Source organism: Pseudomonas sp. Y3 TE3536 (assembly GCF_053629175.1).
The window spans coordinates 156,795-176,632 of record NZ_JBRJHU010000001.1; the positions used below are offsets into that span (position 1 = coordinate 156,795).

Consider the following 19,838-nt stretch of genomic DNA (forward strand, 5'->3'; position numbering starts at 1 on the left):
CTTGCGGATTACCGACCCATGCGTAACAACCAGCCGATTACCCAGAGAGAACGGACTTTCCCTGCCCAGCAGCGGTTGATCTCCACCACCAACGCCAAGGGCGTGATCAGCTACTGCAATGACGCGTTTATCGACATCAGTGGGTTCACGCGCGAGGAGCTGACCGGCGCGCCGCACAACCTGGTGCGTCACCCTGACGTGCCGGCCGCGGTGTTTGCCCACATGTGGCAGACCCTCAAGCAAGGCCAGCCGTGGATGGGCATCGTCAAGAACCGCTGCAAGAACGGTGACCACTACTGGGTCAACGCTTATGTCACGCCGGTTTTCGACAACAATCAGGTGGTCGGCTTCGAGTCGGTGCGGGTCAAGCCCACCGCCGAACAGATCCGCCGTGCCGAAGCCCTCTACCAGCGCCTCAACCAGGGCAAGTCGGCGGTGCCACGTCGCGATCAGTGGCTGCCGATTCTGCAGGACTGGCTGCCGTTCATCCTGGTCAGCCAGGTGGGCTTCCTGATCGGCAACTGGCTGGGCCACTCCTGGGGCTTCGGCCTGGCCGCCGCCCTGTCGGTACCACTCGGCCTGCTCGGGCTGACCTGGCAACAGCGTGGCCTCAAGCGCCTGCTACGTTTGGCCGAGCAAACCACCTCCGACCCGCTGATCGCGCAGATGTACACCGACAGCCGTGGGGTTCAGGCCCGCTTGGAAATGGCCATGCTCAGCCAGGATGCACGCATGAAGACCTGCCTGACGCGGCTGCAGGACAGTGCCGAACACCTCAGCGAACAGGCACGGCAATCCGACGCCCTGGCCCACCAGAGCTCATCCGGGCTGGAGCGCCAGCGCGTGGAAACCGAACAAGTGGCAGCCGCCGTCAACCAAATGGCCGCCACCACCCAGGAAGTGGCCAACCACGTACAACGCACCGCCGACGCCACCCAGGAAGCCAATCGCCTGACCAGCCAGGGCCGGCAGATTGCCGGTGAGACCCGCGAGGCCATCGAGCGTTTGTCGGCAGCCGTGGGTGAAACTGGCCAGACGGTGACGCAGTTGGCCAAGGACAGTGACGAAATCGGCGGTGTGGTCGATGTGATCAAAGGCATCGCCGACCAAACCAACCTGCTGGCGCTGAACGCTGCCATCGAAGCGGCCCGCGCCGGTGAGATGGGCCGTGGCTTTGCCGTCGTGGCCGATGAAGTACGCCAGTTGGCCCAGCGCACCGCCGAGTCCACCGGGCAGATCCACAACCTGATCGCCAAGCTGCAGCAGACCGCCAGCAACGCGGTGCTGACCATGGAAACCGGCCATCGCCAGGCGCAAGAAGGGGTCGACCGGGTGATGCAGGCCGATGAGGCTTTGGTCGGGATCAGCGAAGCGGTGGCCAACATCACCGACATGGCGACCCAGATTGCGGCCGCTACCGAAGAGCAGACCGCTGTGGCCGACGAGATCAGCCGCAACATCAGCACCATCGCCACACTGGCCGACCAGACCGCCGAACAGGCCCAACATTCGGCACAGCTCAGCGAAGAGCTGACCAGCACGGCGGGGAGCCAGTACTCGCTGGTAGAGCGCTTCAACCGCTGAGACGCTGCGCTTTTGTAGGAGCAGCCTTGTGCTGCGAAGAGGCCGGGGTGGGCTGCAGATATCTGCTTTGCTTGCACCGGCCCTTTCGCAGCGCAAGGCTGCTCCTACAGAGACCGCGAATGGCAGACGGGTGCGCTACCCGTCTGTACGCTTCAACCCTGAGACGCTGCGCTTTTGTAGGAGCAGCCTTGTGCTGCGAAGAGGCCGGTGTGGGCTGGGGCGTTACCAGTCCAGGCGCAACCGGGTCTCGAAGTAGCGCTCTTCTCCCGTCAACGGGTCATCAAAACGCAAGCTCTGCGCCAACAACTTCAACGGCTTTTGGTAATCGTCTTCGACCTGGAGCAGTTCAGGGTAGAACGGGTCGTTGCAGATCGCCGCGCCCAACGCCGCCATGTGCACACGCAACTGATGGGTCTTGCCGGTCACAGGCGACAAACCGTAACGCCACAAATCGCCCTGCGTTTCCAGCACTTGGGCAAAGGTTTCGCTGTTGTCCGCGCCCTCGACCTCATGCATGCGAAAAAACGGCTCGCCATGCACCAGACGGCTTTTATGCACCAGCGGGAACTCATGCTGCGGCATGGCAGCGGCGATGGCCTGGTAGCGCTTGTCGATCCGTCGCTCGGGGAACAAGCGCTGATAAGCACTGCGGGTCTGCGGGTTGGCAGAGAACAGGACCAGCCCTGCGGTATGCCGGTCGATGCGGTGCAATGGCACCAGATGCGGATTGTCCAGGCGCCGGATCAGCCGGCGCAACAGGGTCTGCTCGACATATTCACCGGTGGGTGTAACCGGCAGAAAATGCGGTTTATCGGCGACCACCAAGTGCTCATCCACGTGCAGCACGGCTTCCTGCACAGGGATAGGCCGCTCGTTCGGCACCTCGCGAAAATAATGCAAGCGCATGCCACGTCGGTAAGCCAGCTCGGCAGGGATGGCCTGCCCCTGGGCATCCAGCACCCGGCCTCGGGCAAAGCGGTCAAGCCACTGCGCGCGATCAATGGCCTTGAAATGGTCACACAGGCAATCGAGCACCGTCGCCCAGTTGCCGGGTGGCAGGCACACCGTGCTGGCTTGCTGGCGGGCGGGGTCGAAAGGCGGGTTCATGGCAGTGCTCGAAAGGTACAAGGCCGCGCATTATCCCCCAAGCCCGTCACCTCAACCAGCCTGATCCCGCGCCTCGCTGCGCTCCTTCAACCAGCGCAGTACCTGCACCGCCTCCCAGCGGCCGGGGTCATACAAGGCATACAACAACCCCTGATAACCCACCACATCCAGCCCACGGTGGTAGCCGGCACGCTGGAACAAGGCCTCGATTTCGGCAAAACAGGTGTTGAAGTGGACCTTGCCGAACGGTGTGCGGTCATCGGTCACCAGGCCCTCGAGGCGCAGTTCCAGAACGGCGTCGCACACCCGCTCTACAGGCATGCGGTTGACGCTGTACTTGAGTTGCTCGACGTTGAGCATGGCTTTACCTCGTATACTGTATTTATATACAGCATACGGACTTGCCCTCGCCGTCGTCAATTCACCCTCGGCTCACTGCAGCCCCGGCAGGTACCCCGTGACCACCGGTGCGCCGAACAGCGCGCGTATTCTTTCAAGTGCGCCACACAGCACCTGCAAAAATTGGCCAGAGCCTCGGGCTCACGGCGCGAGAAACGTCACCACCTGCTCGGCATCGAACGGCCAGTGCAGCTCAGCGCCGGTGTCACACCGCCGCAGCACGGGAATGATCAGGCCGTAGCGCTCGAACATGGCCTCGTTTTCGGCAATGTCGACCAGTTCCACCAACAGGCCATGATCGACGAAAGGCATCAGCACGGCCTCGGCCACTTCGCACAGGTGGCAGCCGAGGGTGCCGAACAGTTGGCATTCAGGCAGCATGGGGCGGGTCTCGGTTTGGCTTTGGAAAAGCCTATTCTAGGTCCGTACCGCCCTGCGCGCACCTGACCTCGCTCAATCCTGACTGGTTGCACCGATGCGGTGCAGCGACAGGTCCGCGCCCTGGAACTCCTGCTCGTGGCTCAAGCGCAAGCCGTGCACTGCGCGGATTGCACCATAGATGGTAAAGCCCCCCAGCAATGCCACCAGTACCCCCATCAAGCTGCCCAGCAATTGGCTGACCAGGCTGACACCACCCATGCCGCCCAGCGCCGCCTGGCCGAACACGCCGCAGGCAATGCCACCCCACACGCCACACAGGCCGTGCAACGGCCACACACCCAGCACGTCGTCGATTTTCCAGCGGTTCTGTGCCGCGGTAAAACTCCAGACGAACAGCACCCCGGCCACCAGGCCGGTGGCCAGCGCGCCAATCGGGTGCATCAGGTCGGAGCCAGCACAAATCGCCACCAGCCCAGCCAGCGGCCCGTTATGCAAGAACCCTGGGTCGTTACGCCCGGCCAGCAGCGCCGCCAAGGTGCCCCCGACCATGGCCAGTAACGAGTTGATCGCCACCAGGCCGCTAACCCCCTGTAAGGTCTGGGCGCTCATGACATTGAAGCCGAACCAGCCAATGATCAGGATCCACGACCCCAGCGCCAGGAACGGAATGCTCGACGGTGCGAAGGCCACCAAGCGCCCATCGCGGTACCGCCCGCGCCGGGCGCCCAGTAGCACGACGGCGGCCAGTGCCAGCCAGCCGCCCATGGCATGCACCACGACGGAACCGGCAAAGTCATGGAACGGCGCGCCAAAGCGTGCTTGCAGCCAAGCCTGCACGCCCAGGTTGCCGTTCCACACCACGCCTTCAAAGAACGGATAGACAAACGCCACGATCAACGCCGTGGCACACAGCTGCGGGACAAAACGCGCCCGCTCGGCAATCCCTCCAGAGATGATCGCCGGGATGGCCGCCGCGAACGTCAACAGAAAGAAGCATTTGACCAGCGCATAGCCATGGTCGGCTGCCAGTGCCGTCGCCGGCTGGAAGAAGTTCACGCCATAGGCGATCCAGTAGCCGATGAAGAAGTACACCAGCGCCGAGATGGCAAAGTCGCTGAGAATCTTCGACAACGCATTGACCTGGTTCTTGTGCCGCACGGTGCCCACTTCGAGAAAAGCGAAGCCAGCATGCATGGCCAGCACCAGAATGGCGCCCATGAGGATGAACAGGGTATTCGAACCGTGGACCAGAGAGTCCATCGCGCTGTGCATGTGTTCCATGAAATAGGCAGACCTGCTGAAAAGGCACCAGGACAGTTCAAGAACCTGCATCCCTGCACCGAATCGGTGCCAGCCCCCTGCCCTATCGGATGACATGGGCGAGGCCTGCGTGGTTTTTTCTTGGGTTTGTCGTGGATTGGGTTAAGGTTTAACGGTACACGTCACGCACGGTGCCCTGAATCGGCGCAATGCCCGCCAGTGGCGCCCCGCAACGTGGCAAAGACTTAGCAAAGCCCATACCAGCACAGGCACTTGAACCTTCCGCGCGTGCTATCACTCGAACTACCATCACACATCGACAGGGAGAGACCCCATGGCCAGCAAATCGGCAAAGACTGCGCAAGAGATATTGATGGCTGACTTCCAGGCCCTGGTCCGCGATACCGAGAAGCTGCTTGCCGACACGGCGAACCTCGCCGGCGACCAAGCGGATGAATTGCGCGAGCAGATCCACGACCGCCTGACCCAGGCCCGCGAAACCCTGCAGCTGACCCAGGAATCGGTGCGCGACCGTGGCCAGGCGGCCCTCGGCAGCGCCGAGCAGTACGTACAGGAGAACCCCTGGCAGGCCATCGGTATTGCCGCAGGCGTCGGTCTGTTGATCGGCCTGCTGGCCAGGCGCTGAGAGGTCACCCATGGAGAATGACACCATCGGCACCAGCGCTTCCGGCAAGCGCCTGGGCGCGGCCATGCTCGGGCTGCTGCACAGCCACATCGAACTGTTCGGGATCGAGCTGCAGGAACAAAAAGGCCGCACCTTGAGCTTGTTGCTGTTCGCAGGCTTGGCACTGGTGTTCGCCCTGCTCTTGCTGACAGCGCTGTCAGGGTTGCTGTTGGTGCTGCTGTGGGACAGTTATCGCCTGGCGGGCATCATCGGCCTGTGCGTGTTCTATGGATTAGCCGCGCTGTACTGCGGGTTGCGTTTGAAAGCGGCAGTGTTCGACGAGTCATCGCCTTTCGGCGCAACCCTCGAAGAACTCGCCAAGGACCGGGAGCGCCTGTTGCCATGAGCCTGCCTGAACTCCCCAACACGCGTAACCCACGCGAACTGCGCAAAGCGCTGCTGCGCCTGCGCATGGAGATGCACCGCCAGGAAATCCGCCACGAGTCGGGGCAACTGCTCGAACCCCTGCAGCGCATACGCGGCATGGGCAGTTCGCTGCACGGGGGGCTTGGCATCAAGCACGCCCCGCTGTGGGGCATTGGCGCCGTGGTCGCCTTGGGCTTTTTGACTGGCAAGGGCGTGCGCAGCGGCAACCTGACACGGTTGGTGCGCTTGGGCAGCAGCTTGCTGCCGCTGGTCCGGCTGTATCTGCAAAATGGCCGGCGACCCTGACATTTAGCCCCAACACGCCCCGTGTAGGAGCAGCCTTGTGCTGCGAAGAGGCCGGTGCAGGCAAAGCAGATACCTGCAGCCCACACCGGCCTCTTCGCAGCACGAGGCTGCCCCTACAAAAAACCGCGTCAACCTTCAGCTTGCATGGTGCCTCTCGACACAGGAAGCTATGCCCATCGACCGACAGGAGATCGAGCCTTGGACTGGCATACCCTGCTGACCCGCGAACGCCTGGGCAAAGCCCTGTACAGCCCCGAAGAACTCGGGCGCAGCCCCTTCCACAAGGACCACGACCGGATCATCTTCTCAGGCGCCTTCCGCCGGCTTGGGCGCAAAACCCAGGTACACCCCGTCTCCAGCAACGACCATATCCACACGCGCCTGACTCATTCACTGGAAGTCAGCTGCGTCGGCCGCTCGCTCGGCATGCGGGTGGGCGAAACCTTGCGTGACAGCCTGCCGGACTGGTGCGAGCCCAGCGACCTGGGGATGATCGTGCAATCGGCCTGCCTGGCCCACGACATTGGCAACCCACCGTTCGGCCATTCCGGCGAAGACGCCATCCGCCACTGGTTCCAGCAGGCAGCAGGGCGTGGCTGGCTGGACGACATGAGCGACGACGAGCGTGCCGATTTCCTCAACTTCGAAGGCAACGCCCAAGGCTTTCGCGTCCTCACCCAACTGGAGTATCACCAGTTCGACGGCGGCACCCGGCTGACCTACGCCACCCTCGGTACTTACTTGAAGTACCCCTGGAGCGCCCGTCATGCCGATGCCCTGGGCTACAAGAAACACAAGTTCGGCAGCTACCAGAGCGAACTGCCACTGCTCGAACAGATCGCCCGCAAACTGGGCCTGCCACAATTGGAGGACCAGCGCTGGGCACGCCACCCTCTGGTCTACCTGATGGAGGCCGCAGATGACATCTGCTACGCGCTGATCGACCTGGAAGACGGCGTGGAAATGGAATTGCTGCAGTATGCGGAAGTCGAGGCGCTGCTGCTCGACCTGGTAGGTGACGACCTGCCGGAGACCTATCGCCAACTCGGCCCCCGCGACTCGCGCCGGCGCAAGCTGGCGATCTTGCGCGGCAAGGCCATCGAACACCTGACCAACGCCGCCGCCCGCGCCTTCGTCGAGCAGCAAACGGCGCTGCTTGGCGGGCACCTGAGCGGCGACCTGGTCGAGCACATGCACGGCCCGGCCAAGCACTGCGTACTGCAAGCCAAAGACATGGCGCGCAACAAGATCTTCCAGGATAAACGCAAGACCCTGCACGAGATCGGCGCCTACACCACGCTCGAGATCCTCCTCAACACCTTCTGCGGCGCGGCCCTCGAACAGCACGGCGGCCGCACACCGTCGTTCAAGAGCCGCCGTGTACTCGACCTGATTGGCAACAATGCACCGGACCCGCACGCCTCACTGCACAGCGCGTTCCTGCGCATGATCGACTTCATCGCCGGGATGACCGACAGCTATGCCAGCGAAATGGCCCGCGAAATGACCGGGCGCTCCAGCCCGACCTGAGCCAGACAGGTGCAGCCTGTGCTCAGGCGCTCGCTGCACCTGTCTACCTAGGAAACTTCCTACCTATGCCCGTCACTGATAAACAACACGACTAACAATCAATGAAAAGTTACCAAACAAGGTTTGACATCGAGTTTCCTACGCTCATTGCGTAGCCCGATTTGTTTTATCCTGTAAGCCATTTCCCATATAGGGCTAATAGCCCTTCCTCGCATGCCCGATGACTTCCATCTGGGATAAGGTGCCAGCCGTCACCCTCACTCGCCCGCAGGGAAGTTGAACATGCATTCCGTATTTATAGTCGACGACCATCCCGTTATCCGTCTGGCCGTCCGTATGTTGCTGGAGAATCAGAACTACAAGATCGTCGGCGAATCGGACAATGGCGTAGATGCCATGCAGATGATTCGAGAGACCACGCCCGACCTGGTCATCCTCGACATCAGCATCCCCAAGCTAGACGGGCTGGAGGTACTTTCCCGCTTCCAGGCCATGTCCCTGCCACTGAAGGTGCTGGTATTGACCGCCCAGTCCCCGGCGTTGTTCGCCGTGCGCTGCATGCACTCGGGCGCTGCAGGCTATGTGTGCAAACAAGAAGACCTGAGCGAACTGCTCAGTGCAATCAAAGCCGTGCTGGCCGGGTATAACTATTTCCCCAGCCAGGCCATCAAACACAATCAGACGGTCAATGCAGACCTGCAACTTTTCCGACAGGTCAATGACCGTGAATTGATGGTGTTGCAACTTTTCGCTCAAGGCCGAAGCAACAAGGAAATCGCCAAGGGCATGTTCCTTAGCAACAAGACGGTCAGCACCTACAAGAAGCGCCTGATGCACAAACTCCAGGTCGACACCTTGGTGGACCTGATCGAAATGGCCAAACGCAACGCGCTGGTCTGAGGGTTTCATGGCGCGCCTTCTCGCCCGGCTGTTACTCGCCCTGGCGCTGTTCAGCGCTGGGGCCCAGGCCCACCAACACAGCGCTTCTGCCTACGCACTGCTGGCACGTTCACCGGCAAAGCCAGCTCCGCTTTCGCTCACGCCCCAACAACACCAATGGCTCGAAAGCCGTCACGAGCTGGTGCTGGGCACTTCAGCACCCGACTACCCGCCTTTCGACATCACCAGTGGCGGGCGTGACTATCAAGGCCTCACCGCCGAATATGCCAACCTGATCGGCCTCGCCTTGCAGCTGCCGGTACGGGTGCTGCGCTTTTCAAACCGGCAGGCTGCCGTCGATGCACTGAAACGCGGTGACATCGACCTGCTTGGCAGCGCCAATGGCTATGAGGCAACCACGGACGGCCTGGCACTTTCGCACCCTTACGCGGTTGACCAACCGGTGCTGGTCACCCGTGAAAACGAAGGCCGCGCACTGGACATGGGCCTGGAAGACATGCGCCTGGGCATGCTCTACCACTACCTGCCAAGGCAGGAGGTTGGCAGCGCCTACCCGAAAGCCCATCTGCTGGCGTTCGGCTCGTCTTCCCAAGCCTTGAATGCCGTGGCATTCGGCCAGGCCGACGTGTTCATCGGCGACACCATCTCCACCCACTATCAACTCAACCGCGGCCACCTGCCGGGCCTGCGCATTGCCAATTTCAGCAAGCACGAAGCCATCGGCTTCAGTTTTGCCGTGCGCCAGCAGGACACGCTGCTGATGGAGCTGGTGAACGCCACGCTCGACAGCCAGTCCGCCACCTTGCGCACCAGCATCTTCAAGCGCTGGAGTGCAGGCAGCGACCTGCTGTTGACCGACCGCAAGCTGCAACTGACGAAGACTGAGGAATTCTGGCTGCAACGCCACCCCGTCATGCGCGTGGCGATCGACGACACGGCAGCCCCGGTGTCCTTCTTCGACAGTTCGGGCTATTTCAGGGGCATCACTGCCGACCTGCTGGAGCTCATCCGCCTGCGCACCGGCCTGCGCTTCGAGGTGCAGCGTGCCAGCGGTATCGCCGACATGATCGCCCGGCTCAAGGACGGCCGGGCGGATGTAATTGCGGCGCTCACCACCGATGGCGTGGCCAAGCAGACCCTGCAAATCAGCCGACCCTACCTGGACAGCGTCTATGTGCTGGTCAGCCTCGCTGACAAGGGGCAATTCGCCTCCCTGGAACAGCTGAAGGACCGACGGGTCGCGATTACCCGATACAGCGCGATGGACGTCATGCTCTCCAAGCGCTATCCGCGCATTGGCCGGATCGAAACCGAGAGCACCTTCTATTCCATGGCCTTGCTCAAAAGCGGCGCGGTGGATGCCGTGATCACCACCTTGATCGATGCCAACCATGCTGTGGCCGCCAACCCTGACCTGGTCATACGCACCACGGTCGGCAGCGAGCCTGCCAGCTACGCCATGGCAGCCAGCGACCAGTCGCCGACACTCGTTTCGATTCTGGACAAAGCGCTGTTGAGCATTTCGCCGGAAGAACTGGGGGTGATCAATAACCGCTGGCGTGGCTACAGCCTGCATGACGACAGCACCTGGCAGAAATTTCGCCGGCTTGCCTGGCAAGTGCTGCTGGGCACCGCGCTTCTGTTGCTGCTGGCACTGATCTGGAATGCCCGCCTGCGCCTGCAGATCAGGCAGCGGCAAAGCGCCGAGCGGGCATTGAACGACCAACTGGCGTTCATGCGTGCGCTGCTCAACGGCACCCCCCACCCCATGTATGTGCGTGACCGTGAGGGCTGCCTGCAAAGCTGCAACGACAGCTACCTGGAGGCTGTACAGGCCTGTAACGAGGAAGTCATGGGCAAGCACCTGGAAGAAAGCCTGTTCGCTGACCGCGAGCAGACCCGCCAGATCCACGCTGACTACCTGAAGGTCATGGCGGCAGGCACTCCGCTGATCATCGATCGCCCCTTGCGGGTCAAAGGCCGGGAAATGACCATCTACCACTGGATACTGCCGTACCGTGACTCGCTGGGCGAGGTACAAGGCATCATCGGCGGCTGGATCGATATCAGTGACCGCCGCCAGCTGGTGCTGGAGCTGCGCCAGGCCAAGCAGCAAGCCGAGGATGCCAACCGTGCCAAGAGCACGTTCCTGGCCACCATCAGCCATGAAATTCGCACCCCGATGAACGCGGTCATCGGCATGCTGGAGCTGGCCGTCAAACGCGCCGACCAAGGGCGGGTGGACCGCTCCGCCCTGGAGCTGGCCTATCACTCGGCCAAGGACCTGCTGGGGCTGATTGGCGACATCCTCGACATCGTGCGCATCGAATCCGGGCACCTGTCACTCGCGCCAGAACCGGTCGACCTGGCGGCGCTGGTCGAGTCGGTGGGGCGCATCTTCGATGGCCAGGCACGGCAGAAAGGCCTGGCGCTGGAAGTGATCATCGAGCCATCGGCTCGCTGCCATGCACTGCTCGACCCGCTGCGCTTCAAGCAGGTCTTGTCCAACCTGGTCAACAACGCCATCAAGTTTACTGAACATGGCCAGGTGCGCATCTGCGTCTGTTTGCAGGACGAAGGCACGCCCTCCTCCCCGATGCTCGAACTGGAGGTGCGTGACAGCGGCATCGGCATTCACGCCGATGACCTGCAGCGCCTGTTCAACCCGTTCATTCAGGCCAACCCGCACAGCCCAGGCGCCCGTGCGGGGACCGGGCTTGGGCTGGCCATCTGCCGAACCCTCTGCGACATGATGGGCGGCACCTTGACGATCAAAAGCCTGGAGGATGTTGGCACCCAGGTTCGCCTTAAGATGCCTTTGCAAACCGTCAGCGCCGTGTCGGTCGGGCTGCCGGTTATCGAGAACCTCGACGTGCCCGATCCACGCTTGAATGTGCTGGTGATCGACGACCACCCCGCCAACCTGCAGTTGATGGCCCAGCAGCTGGGCTACCTGGGCCTTGGCCATACGTGCGCCAGGGATGGCCGCGAAGGCCTGAGCAGCTGGCGTGCCGGCACCTTCGATGTGCTGGTGCTCGACTGCAACATGCCGCACATGAACGGCTATCAACTGGCCAGTGCGATACGTGCTGAAGAACGGCAACGCGGGCGACCGCGCTGCACCATCCTCGGCTATACCGCCAACGCGCAACCCGAGGTCATGCGCAAGTGCCTGGATGCCGGCATGGATGACTGCCTGCTCAAACCCATCAGCCTGAGCACCCTCAGCCAGCGCCTGGCCGGCCTCAAGCCGCAGAGCCGGCAGCCGTGGCGACGCAAGCCCTTTGACCTGAATGGCCTGGGCGCGATCGTCGGGCCGGACCCAAAGGACCGCGAACGTTTTCTCACGGCGCTGCACCAGAGCCTGCGCACCGACCTGATGATCTTGATGGACCTGCCCCCCGACGACGCCGCCGCCGTTGCCGACCAGGCGCACAAGATTCTCAGTGCCGCACGCCTGCTGGAAGCCACGCAGCTGATGGCGGCGTGCGAAGCGCTGGAAAACATGGGTTTAACAACCCCGCAACGGCAGCTAAGGCGTCAGGCGCTGGCACGGCACATGCGCCGCGTGGAAATGGCCCTGGCTGGAGTGCTTGCAGGTACCGACGAACGTCAATCAGGAAGGCAGCCAAACGCCGAAGCTGGTAGACTGCGCGGCGATATTACCTAAGAGGATTGTTTCATGGCCACTAACCGCTCCCGTCGCCTGCGCAAAAAGCTGTGTGTCGACGAGTTTCAGGAATTGGGCTTCGAGCTGAACCTGGACTTCAAGGAAGATCTGGATGACCAGGCAATCGATGCATTCCTCGATGCCTTCCTGACAGAAGCCATGGACGCCAATGGCCTCGACTACGTAGGCGGTGACGATTTCGGCCTGGTGTGCTCGGCCAAACGCGGTTCGGTCAGCGAAGAACAACGCGCTGCCGTCGAAGCCTGGCTCAAAGGCCGTGGCGAACTGACCAAGATCGAAGTCAGCCCACTGCTCGACGCCTGGTATCCGGACAAGCCGATCAACGCGGCTGAGTGATACCTGCGCGGTACCCAGCGGCTTGAACGCTGAAAAGGCCACCCTTTGCGGTGGCCTTTTTTGTGGGTGGCGTTTTCCGTCGAACGTGGCCCATCGTGGCTACGCTTGGGGCATAATGCGCGTTCTATTACGTTCTGGGGCCATCATCTCTTACAGCCCCAATGTCCTTTTCCCTCGCCGCAGGGTATTTACTGAATATGATCAAAACGCTCCGTCCCCTCGTTCTCGCCGGCCTGCTGCTGCCCTTCGCCTTGCCCAGCCAGGCCGCCGCCGTCAATACCAGCCTGCCGCCCAAGGTGCAGCAGGCGCTGAAAGCCAACAAATTGCAGGACACCGCGCTGTCGCTGGTGATGCTGCCGCTGGATGGGCCTGGCGCGGCGACGGTGTTCAATGCCGATGTGTCGGTAAACCCGGCCTCGACCATGAAACTGGTCACCACCTACGCGGCCCTGGAACTGCTCGGCCCGACCTTCCAGTGGAAAACCGAGTTCTACACCGATGGCACCCTGAGCAACGGTGTGCTCAACGGCAACCTCTACCTCAAAGGTGGCGGCGACCCCAAACTGAACATGGAAAAACTGTGGCTGCTGATGCGTGACCTGCGCGCCAACGGCGTGCGCACCATCACCGGTGACCTGGTGCTGGACCGTAGCCACTTCGTGCAGCCTAACCTGCCGCAGTTCAACGATGACGGCGGTGACGTCAACAAGCCCTTCCTGGTCAAACCCGACTCGCTGCTTGTCAACCTCAAGGCGCTGCGCTTCGTTGCCCGCAACGATGGCGGCAAAGTGACGATCGCGGTCGAACCGCCGATTGCCAACATCCGCATCGACAACCAGGTCAAAGCCGTGGCGTCCAAGCAGTGCACCGGTGACGTGCGCTACAACCCTGTGCAACAGGCCGATGGTGTCAGCGTGGTGGTCAGCGGCCAGCTGGGTGATGGCTGCAACTCGCAGACCTACCTGTCGCTGCTCGATCACCCGGCCTACGCCGCCGGTGCCGTGCGGGCGATCTGGAACGAGCTGGGTGGCAGCATTCAGGGCAGCGATCGCGTCGAGAACGTCCCGAAGAGCGCACGCCTGCTGGCACGGGCCTTCTCGCCTGACCTGGTGGAAGTGATCCGCGACATCAACAAATACAGCAACAACACCATGGCCCAGCAACTGTTCCTTAGCCTGGGCGCGCAGTTCCGTACCGATGCCGATGGCGATGACGCCCGCGCGGCGCAACGTGTAGTGCGCCAGTGGTTGGCGAAAAAGGGCATCACCGCGCCACACCTGGTGATGGAAAACGGCTCCGGCCTGTCGCGCGCCGAGCGCGTCAGCACCCGCGAGATGGCGGCGCTGCTCCAGGCTGCCTGGAAGAGCCCCTACTCCGCCGAGTTCATCAGTTCCATGCCGCTGGTGGGCATGGACGGCACCATGCGCAAGCGCCTGAAACGTACGGCAATGACCGGTGAAGGCCATATCAAGACCGGCACGTTGAACACCGTGCGCGCCATCGCGGGCTTCAGCCGTGACAGCAACGGGCATACCTGGGCAGTGGCGGCGATTTTGAACGACCCGAAACCGTGGGGCGCATCGCAGGTGCTGGACCAGGTGCTACTGGACCTGTATCGCCAGCCGAAGCTGGGTGCGAGCGCTGCGGCCAACTGAGGGTAGGAGCGGCCTTGCGTCGCGAAAGGGCTGCCCAGCGGCCCCCTGATTTCAGTGTTAACGCATAAAGTGCGGGGCCGCGTTGCGGCCCGTTCGCGACGCAAGGCCGCTCCTACACGAGGCTCAGGTCAACTCCGCTTCGACCCGGTCCCGTCCTGCCTGCTTGGCCGCATACACCCCGGCATCCGCCCGCAACAACAACGCGTCAGCCCCCTCCCCTGGCCGCCAGCCCGCCACACCAAAGCTCGCCGTCACCTCGCCCACGCCCTCGATCGGGACGTTGCGCACGCTTTGCCACAGCTCAAGCGCCAGCAACCGCGCCTGCTCGGCATCGCTGCCTGGGCACAGCACCATGAACTCTTCCCCACCCAACCGGCAGAACACGTCGGTTCGCCGCAGGCGATGGCCGATGCGCTGGCACAAGCTGCGCAGCACCAGGTCGCCCACCGCATGGCCGAACTGGTCGTTGATGCGCTTGAAGTGATCGATATCGAGCATGATCACCGCCAGCGCCAGGCCATCGCGCTGGGCGCGGTCCAGCTCGGCCTTGAGCCGCTCCTGGAAATAGCGCCGGTTATGGATACCGGTCAGTGAATCGGTCACCGACAGGGCACGCAACTCCTCCTCCACCCCCTTGAGGTCGGAGATGTCGGTCAGGTAGCCATGCCACAAGGTACATCCCGCCTCACCCACCTCCGGGGTCGCCTCGCCACGCACCCAGCGCAAGCCCGCCCGCGGCAGGCACACCCGGTATTCTTCGCGCCACGGCGTAAGGTGGTCGGCGGAATAGCCCACCGAACGGCGCACGCGCTCCAAGTCATCGGGATGAATGCGCTCGAACACCACCGTGGCATCCTCACGCAATTGCTGCAGGTCGACCTCATAAATGTCGTAAAGGCCTTTGCTGGCATACGGAAAACAGGAATGGCCATTGGCATCCAAGCGGTACTGGTAGATGCCGCCCGGCACTTCGGCACTGAGTTTTTCCAGCAACCGGTCACGCGCGGCCAGCGCCTCATGCACCCGGCGCCGCTCGGTGACGTCGATGCAGATGGCCAGGTAGCCAACCCACAGCCCTTGTTCATCGAGCATGGCGGTAACCAGCATGTTGGCGACAAGGTGACTGCCATCGGTGCGTACCAAGGTCCACTCGCCAGGCTCTTCACCCCTTTCCTGCACCGTTTCGGCAAACATGGCCTGGCCGCCGGCGATGTGGCGCCCGTAGCGCAGGCTCAAGGCGTGGGCGCGCTGGCTGAGCTCGTCGGGCAACACCAGGTCCTCGAGGCGCAAATGGCCGATCGCCTCGTTGGCCGAATAGCCGAGCATGCGCTCGGCACCGGCATTGAAGGTGCTGACCACCCCCTTGAGGTTGGTGGCGATGATCGCCACCTGGGTCGCTGCATCCAGCACGCTGCGCAGCTGGTTATGGGTGCCGCGCAAGGACTGCTCGCTGACCCGCAGCTCGGCCGTGCGCTGCTCGACCAGGGTCAAGGCGCGCTGGCGCTGGCTGAACAGGTTGTAGAGCAAGGCACTGAGCAGCACGCTCAACAGCCCACCCAACAGGCCGACGGTCAGTGCAGCCGAAGAGTGATTGGCCTTCAGAAAAGCCTGGCTCGGCCGAATGAGCAACTGGAAAGGGTGATCAGCCAAGTACAACAACTGGCTGCTGGCCAGGGCCAGGGGCGCGGCCTCATTCCGTGAGTCGAACACCACTTCAGGTCCTTTCAGCCCGGAAGGGTCTTCGATACGCACGACCAGGTTGTCATCGGCCGCCGCCGGCAGGCCATCGCTGATGAGATCGCGCAGGTTGAGCAACGCCATCACATAGCCCACCGCCGCGCCTTGGGGGGCGGCGTCGGAGAACACCGGTGCCACCATCAACAGGCCGCGTGCATCCGCTGCTGGCCGAACAGCGCCAGTCTCCAATATGGCCAGAGGTTCCGACACCGCCATGCTGCCAGGTTCCAACGCACGCGCCAGGGTGGCTTGCCGCGCACCTTTGCCAGCCAGGTCAAGCCCGTAAGGAAGCGCAGGCGCGTCTGTCGACTGGGTGAAGCGCACAGGAAAGTAGTGATCACGCAGGGGCGCCGGTTGCCAAGCGCCCTGCGCATCCTGATCGCGGATCACATAGTCCTGGCCCAACCAGGTAGCGGTGCTGTGCTCGAATGCGGCGCGCTGCGCGGCCTCGACCCGCGGCGCCCAAGCGTAAGCCAGGGTGCGGCGCAACAAAGGCCGTGCATAGCCCTCGAATTCGCGGGGGGTAACCTCGTTGGAGAAGCTGAAGAACCGCCGCAGCCCGTCCAGGCGCTGCTGCTGATCGTCAAAGCGCTCAGCGATGCGGCTGAAGCGCTCGCTGGCCAGCAGCTCGAAGCGCTGGCGCAACTGCTGCTTGTAGAACGCCTGCGCGGCAAGGGCCAGGACGGCCGACAACAGGCAGCCGGCCACCAACGCTACCAGCGCCACCGCCCACGCGGACACGCCTTCCGTGCACAGGCCAAGTAACCTCGCACGCACGCCAAACTTGGACATACACCCATCTCGTCACGTCAGCGTCCTGCGGATTATCTTGCCCTGGCATCAGTTATAGCTATTGGCCACTAGCTGCGCAATGTACCTCGTCGCCTCAACGCAATTGCAGGCGCCACGCCCGGTGGATGCGGTTGTTGCGGGCGAAGTCCGGGTCCAGGGTCTGGGCGCTGATTTCCTCCACCGCATAACGTGCCATCAGGTGCTCATCGAGCTGGAACTTGCGGAAGTTGTTGGAGAAATACAGCACGCCACCCGGCGCCAGACGCGCCATCGCCAGGTCGAGCAGCTGCACATGGTCACGCTGAACGTCGAACACCCCTTCCATACGCTTGGAGTTGGAGAAGGTCGGCGGGTCGATGAAAATCAAGTCATAGCTGTCACGGTTGGCTTCCAGCCAGGCCATCACATCGCCCTGCTCCAGGCGGTTACGCTCGGAGAAGCCATTGAGCGCAAGGTTGCGCCGCGCCCAGTCCAGGTAGGTTTTCGACAGGTCGACGCTGGTGGTGCTGCGAGCACCGCCCTTGGCCGCATGCACGGTGGCCGTGGCGGTGTAGCAGAACAGGTTGAGGAAGTGCTTGCCGGCGGCCTCGCGCTGGATGCGCATGCGCATCGGGCGATGGTCGAGGAACAAGCCGGTGTCGAGGTAGTCAGTGAGGTTGACCAGCAGCTTGACGCCGCCTTCGTTGACTTCCTGGAAGCGCCCCTCAGTGGCTTGGCGCTCGTACTGGCGGGTGCCGCTCTGCCGCTCACGGCGTTTGAGCACCACGCGCTGAGGGGAAATACCCAACGCCTGCGGGATCGCCGCCAGTGCATCGAGCAGGCGCGCCTGGGCCTTTTCCGGGTCGATCGAGCGTGGCGCGGCGTACTCCTGCACGTGCACCCAGTCGTGGTAAAGGTCGACTGCCAGGGCGTACTCGGGCATGTCGGCATCGTACAGGCGGTAGCAGTCGACCTGCTCGCGACGGGCCCACTTGCCCAGTTGCTTGAGGTTCTTCTGCAGGCGGTTGGCGAACATCTGCGCGCCTTCCGACAAACGCGCCGGTTCGCTGGCCTGCGGCTCCTGACGACGGGCATCGGTGGGTTCAGCCTGGGCGTCACGGCGCTCGCCAGTCACGAACTGGTCAGGCTGCACCTTGAACAACAGCAGCTTGCACGGCAATGCACCGTTCCAGAAGGCGTATTGCTTGTGGCTGCGAATGCCCATGCGCTTGCCCAGCTCCGGCGCCCCGGTGAACACCGCGGCTTCCCAGCCCATGCACGCCTGGCGCAGACGCTCGCCAAGGTTCTGGTAGAGGTACAACAGGCTGGCTTCGTCACCCAGACGCTCGCCGTACGGCGGGTTGCTGATCACCAGGCCTTTCTGGTTCTGGTCAGGCCGCGGCTCGAAGGTGCTGACCTCGCCCTGGTAGATCTTGACCCAGTCGCTCAGGCCCGCGCGCTCGACGTTGTTGCGCCCCGGCTGGATCAGCCGCGGGTCGGCCTCGTAGCCACGGATCCACAGCGGTGGCTTGGCCAAACCGGCCTGCGCACGCGCTTGCCCCTCGTCGTGAACCTTGCGCCACAGGGCTGGCACATGGCCAAGCCAGGCGCTGAAGCCCCAGCGTTCGCGCTTGAGGTTAGGGGCGATGTCGGCGGCGATCATGGCGGCTTCGACCAGGAAGGTACCCACACCGCACATCGGGTCGGCCAGGGCGCCGCCTTCGGCAGCGATGCGTGGCCAGCCAGCGCGGATCAGCACGGCTGCCGCGAGGTTTTCCTTGAGCGGCGCGGCGCCTTGCTGCAGGCGATAGCCGCGCTGGTGCAGGCTGTGGCCAGACAGGTCGAGCGAGAGAATCGCCTCGCCACGGTCCAGGCGCAGGTGCACGCGCACATCGGGGTCGATCTTTTCCACCGACGGGCGCAGGCCTTCGCGGTTGCGCAGCTTGTCGACGATGGCGTCCTTGACCTTGAGCGCACCGAAGTGGGTGTTGTCGATGCCCGAGCCATGGCCACTGAATTCCACCGCAAGGGTGCCGTCGGCCGCCAGGTGGTCTGCCCAGTCAACCGCGTTGACGCCGTCGTAGAGGTCGTCGGCGTTCTTCATGTTGAAACGCTTGAGAACCAGCAACACCCGGTTCGCCAGGCGCGACCACAGGCACAGGCGGTAGGCGGTTTCCATGTCGGCGGCGCCGCGAATGGCCGAGGTGTGCTCACGCACTTCATCGAGGCCGAGGCCCTTGGCCTCTTCAGCGAGCAGGCCTTCCAGGCCTTTGGGGCAGGTGAGGTAAATTTCGAAACGGTCCGACATGAGTATTCCAGAGCCTTGGGCTATTTGACTGACGAGGCGACGCATCGCCCCGCGATGTTTGCCCGAACACCCTTCCAGCAGGCATCCGAGTGGCCATTGCCTGCGCGCAATTGTGCAGCGCAACAACCGGGCCGCCTGACCGACCAGCACTTCACCAGGGGCAAAGACAGCTTAGATCATCAGGCAGTATTAAAAATTCGAGCGATGCAGGGGCCGATGTGACCCTTCGTCGCATTTCAAAATAATTCTGTCATGGCGCAGCGACGCTGGCGAAATGACGTCAATGATTGGCAAACCCCAATCATTGCGGGCTCAGCGACAAATAAGGTTGAGTCGCATTTATTTACTTATCCCTTCACCCTTAGAAACGTTACGTCCTTATGACAAATTGATCATTCACACTGTGACGCGCATTCGTTAGAAATGGTCTCAGGCCGCTTCGCAACGAGGCGGCACCTTCAGCTCGCCACGCCGGCAGCGAGCGCAAACCGGCAGAAAGACTCTGCCCGGCCTCGGAGAGGCCGACGGGACATTACAGTCAACAAGTGAGGGCAACACCCTATGAGAAGACTTAAGCGTGATCCGTTGGAAAGAGCATATTCACGTGGCTACCAATACGGGGTCACCGGCAAATCCCGCGAACTTTGCCCTTTCAATCTTCCTTCTGTTCGCCAAGCCTGGATCAACGGCTGGCGCGAAGGTCGCGGTGATAACTGGGACGGCATGACTGGCACCGCTGGCATCCATAGACTCAACGAAAATCACGCCGTTGGCTGATCGAGGACACTGAATTCGATTTACCAAGCACGCCCCATCCGGGCG

The 19,838-nt window shown here is 62.7% G+C and carries 16 protein-coding genes; 10 read left to right on the forward strand and 6 right to left on the reverse strand.

Going from position 1 to position 19,838, the window contains the following annotated elements; all coding sequences use genetic code 11:
- Positions 1 to 18 precede the first annotated feature (18 nt).
- Positions 19 to 1,584 carry a methyl-accepting chemotaxis protein gene (locus AB7M33_RS00725; protein ID WP_027596650.1) on the forward strand — a complete coding sequence of 522 codons (1,566 nt, stop codon included), beginning with the start codon at positions 19 to 21 and terminating at the stop codon, positions 1,582 to 1,584.
- Between the two features lie 222 nt (positions 1,585 to 1,806).
- On the opposite strand, the gene AB7M33_RS00730 is transcribed toward AB7M33_RS00725, so the two are convergent.
- The 4 genes from AB7M33_RS00730 to AB7M33_RS00745 form a co-directional block, all read right to left on the reverse strand.
- The gene (locus AB7M33_RS00730) at positions 1,807 to 2,691 is read right to left on the reverse strand and encodes a pseudouridine synthase (RefSeq protein WP_099430054.1); all 885 of its coding nucleotides are present in this window, start codon (positions 2,689 to 2,691) and stop codon (positions 1,807 to 1,809) included.
- A gap of 51 nt (positions 2,692 to 2,742) precedes the next feature.
- Positions 2,743 to 3,051 carry a hypothetical protein gene (locus AB7M33_RS00735; protein WP_027596652.1) on the reverse strand — a complete coding sequence of 103 codons (309 nt, stop codon included), beginning with the start codon at positions 3,049 to 3,051 and terminating at the stop codon, positions 2,743 to 2,745.
- A gap of 180 nt (positions 3,052 to 3,231) precedes the next feature.
- Positions 3,232 to 3,471 carry a glutaredoxin family protein gene (locus AB7M33_RS00740; protein ID WP_454242275.1) on the reverse strand — a complete coding sequence of 80 codons (240 nt, stop codon included), beginning with the start codon at positions 3,469 to 3,471 and terminating at the stop codon, positions 3,232 to 3,234.
- 72 nt (positions 3,472 to 3,543) lie between these two features.
- Positions 3,544 to 4,752, reverse strand: coding sequence for an ammonium transporter (locus AB7M33_RS00745; protein ID WP_027596654.1), 1,209 nt, complete (start codon positions 4,750 to 4,752; stop codon positions 3,544 to 3,546).
- A 313-nt stretch (positions 4,753 to 5,065) separates the two neighbouring features.
- On the opposite strand from AB7M33_RS00745, the gene AB7M33_RS00750 reads away from it, so the two are divergent.
- From AB7M33_RS00750 to dacB, 8 genes are all read left to right on the forward strand, one after another.
- A complete protein-coding gene (locus tag AB7M33_RS00750) occupies positions 5,066 to 5,377 on the forward strand; it encodes a DUF883 family protein (protein WP_027596655.1) in 312 nt (103 codons plus the stop codon).
- A gap of 10 nt (positions 5,378 to 5,387) precedes the next feature.
- Complete coding sequence (locus AB7M33_RS00755; protein WP_274887450.1) at positions 5,388 to 5,762, forward strand: phage holin family protein; 375 nt, start codon at positions 5,388 to 5,390, stop codon at positions 5,760 to 5,762.
- Positions 5,759 to 6,088 (forward strand): hypothetical protein, encoded by a 330-nt coding sequence (locus AB7M33_RS00760; protein ID WP_099453366.1) that lies wholly within the window; start codon positions 5,759 to 5,761, stop codon positions 6,086 to 6,088. Before AB7M33_RS00755 ends, AB7M33_RS00760 begins: the two co-directional genes overlap by 4 nt.
- 198 nt (positions 6,089 to 6,286) lie before the next feature.
- Positions 6,287 to 7,618, forward strand: a complete 1,332-nt coding sequence (locus tag AB7M33_RS00765; RefSeq protein WP_027596658.1) for a deoxyguanosinetriphosphate triphosphohydrolase — start codon at positions 6,287 to 6,289, stop codon at positions 7,616 to 7,618.
- 282 nt (positions 7,619 to 7,900) lie between these two features.
- On the forward strand, positions 7,901 to 8,518 hold the full coding sequence (locus AB7M33_RS00770; protein ID WP_027596659.1) for a response regulator transcription factor: 618 nt from the start codon (positions 7,901 to 7,903) through the stop codon (positions 8,516 to 8,518).
- Between the two features lie 7 nt (positions 8,519 to 8,525).
- Positions 8,526 to 12,188, forward strand: a complete 3,663-nt coding sequence (locus AB7M33_RS00775) for an ATP-binding protein (RefSeq protein ID WP_454242276.1) — start codon at positions 8,526 to 8,528, stop codon at positions 12,186 to 12,188.
- 12 nt (positions 12,189 to 12,200) lie between these two features.
- A complete protein-coding gene (locus AB7M33_RS00780; protein ID WP_265970236.1) occupies positions 12,201 to 12,545 on the forward strand; it encodes a YggL family protein in 345 nt (114 codons plus the stop codon).
- 197 nt (positions 12,546 to 12,742) lie between these two features.
- Positions 12,743 to 14,200, forward strand: a complete 1,458-nt coding sequence (dacB, locus tag AB7M33_RS00785; protein ID WP_027596661.1) for a D-alanyl-D-alanine carboxypeptidase/D-alanyl-D-alanine endopeptidase — start codon at positions 12,743 to 12,745, stop codon at positions 14,198 to 14,200.
- Between the two features lie 123 nt (positions 14,201 to 14,323).
- On the opposite strand, the gene AB7M33_RS00790 is transcribed toward dacB, so the two are convergent.
- Together AB7M33_RS00790 and rlmKL are read right to left on the reverse strand one after the other, a co-directional pair.
- Positions 14,324 to 16,729 (reverse strand): sensor domain-containing diguanylate cyclase, encoded by a 2,406-nt coding sequence (locus AB7M33_RS00790; protein WP_454242277.1) that lies wholly within the window; start codon positions 16,727 to 16,729, stop codon positions 14,324 to 14,326.
- A gap of 94 nt (positions 16,730 to 16,823) precedes the next feature.
- Positions 16,824 to 19,016, reverse strand: coding sequence for a bifunctional 23S rRNA (guanine(2069)-N(7))-methyltransferase RlmK/23S rRNA (guanine(2445)-N(2))-methyltransferase RlmL (rlmKL, locus tag AB7M33_RS00795; RefSeq protein WP_099430058.1), 2,193 nt, complete (start codon positions 19,014 to 19,016; stop codon positions 16,824 to 16,826).
- Positions 19,017 to 19,577: 561 nt separating this feature from the next.
- Between rlmKL and rmf the strand changes: the two genes are divergently transcribed.
- A complete protein-coding gene (gene rmf / locus AB7M33_RS00800) occupies positions 19,578 to 19,793 on the forward strand; it encodes a ribosome modulation factor (protein WP_003248687.1) in 216 nt (71 codons plus the stop codon).
- Positions 19,794 to 19,838: the final 45 nt, after the last annotated feature.

Bases quoted from the DNA above. Each gene is read 5' to 3' on its own strand.
- rmf (WP_003248687.1), top strand. From the start codon at position 19,578: ATGAGAAGACTTAAGCGTGATCCGTTGGAAAGAGCATATTCACGTGGC.
- AB7M33_RS00780 (WP_265970236.1), top strand. From the start codon at position 12,201: ATGGCCACTAACCGCTCCCGTCGCCTGCGCAAAAAGCTGTGTGTCGAC.
- AB7M33_RS00735 (WP_027596652.1), bottom strand. From the start codon at position 3,051: ATGCTCAACGTCGAGCAACTCAAGTACAGCGTCAACCGCATGCCTGTA.
- AB7M33_RS00760 (WP_099453366.1), top strand. From the start codon at position 5,759: ATGAGCCTGCCTGAACTCCCCAACACGCGTAACCCACGCGAACTGCGC.
- AB7M33_RS00790 (WP_454242277.1), bottom strand. From the start codon at position 16,729: ATGTCCAAGTTTGGCGTGCGTGCGAGGTTACTTGGCCTGTGCACGGAA.
- AB7M33_RS00725 (WP_027596650.1), top strand. From the start codon at position 19: ATGCGTAACAACCAGCCGATTACCCAGAGAGAACGGACTTTCCCTGCC.
- AB7M33_RS00750 (WP_027596655.1), top strand. From the start codon at position 5,066: ATGGCCAGCAAATCGGCAAAGACTGCGCAAGAGATATTGATGGCTGAC.
- dacB (WP_027596661.1), top strand. From the start codon at position 12,743: ATGATCAAAACGCTCCGTCCCCTCGTTCTCGCCGGCCTGCTGCTGCCC.
- AB7M33_RS00775 (WP_454242276.1), top strand. From the start codon at position 8,526: ATGGCGCGCCTTCTCGCCCGGCTGTTACTCGCCCTGGCGCTGTTCAGC.
- AB7M33_RS00745 (WP_027596654.1), bottom strand. From the start codon at position 4,752: ATGGAACACATGCACAGCGCGATGGACTCTCTGGTCCACGGTTCGAAT.
- AB7M33_RS00730 (WP_099430054.1), bottom strand. From the start codon at position 2,691: ATGAACCCGCCTTTCGACCCCGCCCGCCAGCAAGCCAGCACGGTGTGC.
- AB7M33_RS00740 (WP_454242275.1), bottom strand. From the start codon at position 3,471: ATGCTGCCTGAATGCCAACTGTTCGGCACCCTCGGCTGCCACCTGTGC.
- AB7M33_RS00770 (WP_027596659.1), top strand. From the start codon at position 7,901: ATGCATTCCGTATTTATAGTCGACGACCATCCCGTTATCCGTCTGGCC.
- AB7M33_RS00755 (WP_274887450.1), top strand. From the start codon at position 5,388: ATGGAGAATGACACCATCGGCACCAGCGCTTCCGGCAAGCGCCTGGGC.
- rlmKL (WP_099430058.1), bottom strand. From the start codon at position 19,016: ATGTCGGACCGTTTCGAAATTTACCTCACCTGCCCCAAAGGCCTGGAA.